3 protein-coding genes and 1 pseudogene are annotated in these 3,368 nt (G+C 71.9%); 2 read left to right on the forward strand and 2 right to left on the reverse strand.

What is annotated here, in order from left to right; translation table 11 throughout:
* A pseudogene (locus PROKR_RS35500) lies at positions 1-268 on the forward strand (MtrAB system histidine kinase MtrB); the annotation flags it as partial.
* A complete protein-coding gene (locus PROKR_RS35505) occupies positions 268-1,998 on the forward strand; it encodes an LpqB family beta-propeller domain-containing protein (protein ID WP_036965979.1) in 1,731 nt (576 codons plus the stop codon). The pseudogene PROKR_RS35500 and the gene PROKR_RS35505, both read left to right, overlap by 1 nt.
* Before the next feature lie 112 nt (positions 1,999-2,110).
* Here the strand turns inward: PROKR_RS35505 and hpf are convergent, their stop codons facing one another.
* Together hpf and PROKR_RS19435 are read right to left on the reverse strand one after the other, a co-directional pair.
* The gene (gene hpf, locus PROKR_RS19430; RefSeq protein ID WP_036965982.1) at positions 2,111-2,779 is read right to left on the reverse strand and encodes a ribosome hibernation-promoting factor, HPF/YfiA family; all 669 of its coding nucleotides are present in this window, start codon (positions 2,777-2,779) and stop codon (positions 2,111-2,113) included.
* Between the two features lie 262 nt (positions 2,780-3,041).
* A partial coding sequence (locus PROKR_RS19435) for a ComF family protein (RefSeq protein WP_036965985.1) occupies positions 3,042-3,368 on the reverse strand: 327 nt, incomplete at its 5' end.

Raw genomic sequence — 3,368 nt, forward strand, 5'->3', positions numbered from 1 at the left:
GGGCCGGCTCGACGCCTGGGGCCGTCCGGGGCAGGGCGCGAGCTTCCGCCTCACGCTGCCGCGCAGCGCCGGCGTCCAGGTGGGGGAGCCACCGGTGACGATGGCGCCCGCGTCCCACGAGCCCGGCGTCCGCACCGGCCAGATCCCCGTGGTGCACCCGTCCGCGGGCCCGACGCCCACGCAGATCCCCGACCTGTACGGCGAGCCGGACGAGCACGGCGAGGGTGCCGGACCGAGACCCGTGCCGAACGACCTGGAGGTGCACTGATGGGCCGGCCCGGAAACGCGGCGGCGGCCGTGATCGTCGCTCTGCTCGGTGCCCTCGGGCTCGGCGCCTGCGCGCAGATCCCGACGTCGGGGCCGGTCCGGGTGGGCAACGCGCCCGTCGAGACGCAGGTCGACATCGCGATGCTGCCGCAGGGCCCCGTGCCCGGGGCCGACCCGCAGCTGATCGTGTCGGGCTTCCTGCGCGCCGCGGTCGCGGCCGCCACGTCGCCCAAGGAGTTCCAGACGGCCCGGGAGTTCCTGACCCCCGACGTCGCGCAGACCTGGGACCCGGAGGAGGCGGTGCGTGTCGTGCGCGAGGCACCGACGCCGGAGCCCTTCGAGGAGGCGGTCGAACTAGCGGGCACCGACACGATCGACATCGAGGTCCCGGCGACGACGATCGCGACCATCGACAGCGTGGGTGCCTACACCGAGGCCGGCAGCCCGCGGGAGGTCGGCTACAAGTTCACCGTCGTCAAGGTCGGGGGCGAGTGGCGCATCTCGACCCTGGACAACGGCGTGCTCGTGCCCGCGAACCTGTTCACGGGCTCGTACCGGCCGACGCGGCTCTACTTCCCGAGCGCGAGCGACATCAAGACCCTGGTGCCCGACCTGCGCTGGTTCCCGCGCCGCGCGTGGCAGACGGTCGCCGTGAAGGAGATCCTGGCCGGGCCGCCGGAGTGGCTCCAGGGCGCCACGCAGTCCCTGGTGCCGGATGGCACCCGGCTCGAGTCGCCGTCGGTACCGGGCCGGGACGACGCCGACAGCGTCGCGATCCGGCTCAGCGAGCAGATCAGCTCGGTGCAGGCCGACCAGCGTGCGGTGATCGCCGCCCAGTTCTCCGCCACCCTGTCCGAGGGCGCCGGCCGCGTGATCCCGGTCGAGCTGTACAGCGACCAGAACAGGCTGTCCGTCGACGCCGCCGAGGTTGACCTGCCGACGACGATCGCCCAGGCGATCGTGCTGAAGGACGGCGACCTGTACCGGGTGGACGACGGCCGGCTCGCGGAGCACGACATGTCCGTCGACCTGTCGGGGATCGACCCGACCGCGCTCGCTGTCAGCCCCTCCACCACGCCGACGGTGGTGCGCGACGGAACCGACCAGATCGTGAACCTGTCCCTCGACGAGGGCGAGGGACCCGTGCCGATCCTGGAGGGCACCGACCTGGCGGCGCCGTCGGTGGACAAGTTCGGCAGCACCTGGACCAGCGGCGGGCAGGGCGAGCTGCAGGTCGCGACGGACACGCTCGACGTGGTCAAGCTGGAGCCCGAATGGCTCAGCGGGCGCCGTGTGATCAGCGTGTCCGTGTCGCCGGAGGGCGCGCGCGTCGCCGTCGTCAGTGAGACACCGTCCGGCCGGCAGGTGCAGGTGGCGGGCGTGGTGCGCGACGCCCAGCACACTCCCGTCAGCCTCGCGCCCGCGCTGACGGTGGCGGCACCGGTGGTCGACACCGTCGACGCCCGCTGGGGCGGACTCACCACGCTCGCGCTCCTGGCCCGGGACGGTGACGGCACGTCGACCGTCTGGACCTCGGGTGTGGGTGGCCAGGCCAGCACCGGCGGCCAGTCGCGCCAGCTGCCGGGGCTCACCGACGTCGAGCAGATCGCGGCGGGCGTGAACGACCACGGGATCCTCGTGGTCACGAAGGACGGCGACCTGGAGCACGAGGTGACCGGCGTCTGGCAGCCGATCGCCGAGGACGTGGACCTGGCGTCCTACCCGGGCTGACCCACTGGTGCGCTGGTACGTCCGGGCGCACGGCAAGGGCGAGGCCGAACCGCTGTGCGGTTCCGCCTCGCCCCTTGCGTTCCGCCGGGCCCTCGGCGCGGCCCGGCCTCGGCTACGCCAGGTCGGTGACCGGGGCGCCGCCGCACGGGTTGTCGAGCTGGATCACACCGAACGACCAGCCCTTGCGCTTGTAGAGCACGGACGGGCGTGACGTCTCCTTGTCGATGAAGAGGTAGAAGTCGTGGCCCACCATCTCCATCTCGTACACGGCGTCGTCGAGGGTCATCGGGTCGGCGTGGTGCAGCTTCTGCCGGATCACCACCGGCGAGTCGCCGATCGTGGTCTCCACGGAGTCACCCGGCGCGGCCAGCGCTGCCGGGGTCGAGATCTGGGGCTCGGGTCCGTCCTCGGATTCGGCGTCGGTCAGGATCTCGTCGAGGGTACGGACGTCCACGGGTGCGAGCACCTTGTTGTTCCGGTGGTCCTTGCGGCGGTCCCGGGCTCGGCGCAGTCGCTCGTTCAGCTTGTCGATGGCGAGGTCCAGGGCGCCGAAGCGGTCGTCAGCCGCTGCCTCGGCGCGGATCACCGGGCCCTTCGCACGCAGCGTGAGCTCGACGCGCTCGCGGTTCTCGGAGAGCCGCGGGTTGTTCTCGTGCGTGACTTCCACATCCACCCGGCGTACGTACGGGGACAGGAGCTCTACCTTGGCGAGCTTGTCCTCCACGTGCTGGCGAAAACGGTCTGCCACGTCCGTGTGCCTGCCGACAACGACAATTTCCATGTGCGTATCTCCGCTCCGGGAACACTGGGCCACGCCGTCCCTTGCCGGCGGCGCGCGCCCGTCTCTACTGGGTCTGGCACCCCCTGCTGGTGCCGGGCACGAACCACCTCCCGTCGCGTGCGGCCGACGACTCCGTCGGCCCTCGGATCCTGCGTGGGACGTTCAGGCTAACTCCGTCACCTGAGTAACGACAGTCCCAACTAACGGTGAACAAGACGACACAGATCTGTCACACTTTGAGGTTCGGATCGATACGTCGCTTTCACCCGATGGGCACGTGCCGAGCAATCCGCGTCGCGCGCCCCGGGGCCGGCGTCGCTGCCAGCACGGTTGCCCCCAGGACGTCGTGACCGCGGCGCTCGAGGGCCCGCTCGACGGCGGCGAGCGTCGCGCCGGTCGTCAGGACGTCGTCCACAAGGATGCACATGGATCTTTGTCCCAGGGCCCGCGCCCCACGTCTCGTCATGCGGACGGAACCGGTCAGGTTGCGTCCGCGGGCGCGGGCGCCGAGACCCACCTGGTCCCGTCCGTGGCCGGTGCGGACGAGGGCCGGCACCACCCGGCCGGGCACGCCGCCGTCGCGCAGGCC

It is taken from the genome of Promicromonospora kroppenstedtii DSM 19349 (assembly GCF_000515355.1).
Taxonomy (GTDB): Bacteria; Actinomycetota; Actinomycetes; order Actinomycetales; family Cellulomonadaceae; genus Promicromonospora; species Promicromonospora kroppenstedtii.

Bases quoted from the DNA above. Each gene is read 5' to 3' on its own strand.
- PROKR_RS35505 (WP_036965979.1), top strand. From the start codon at position 268: ATGGGCCGGCCCGGAAACGCGGCGGCGGCCGTGATCGTCGCTCTGCTC.
- hpf (WP_036965982.1), bottom strand. From the start codon at position 2,779: ATGGAAATTGTCGTTGTCGGCAGGCACACGGACGTGGCAGACCGTTTT.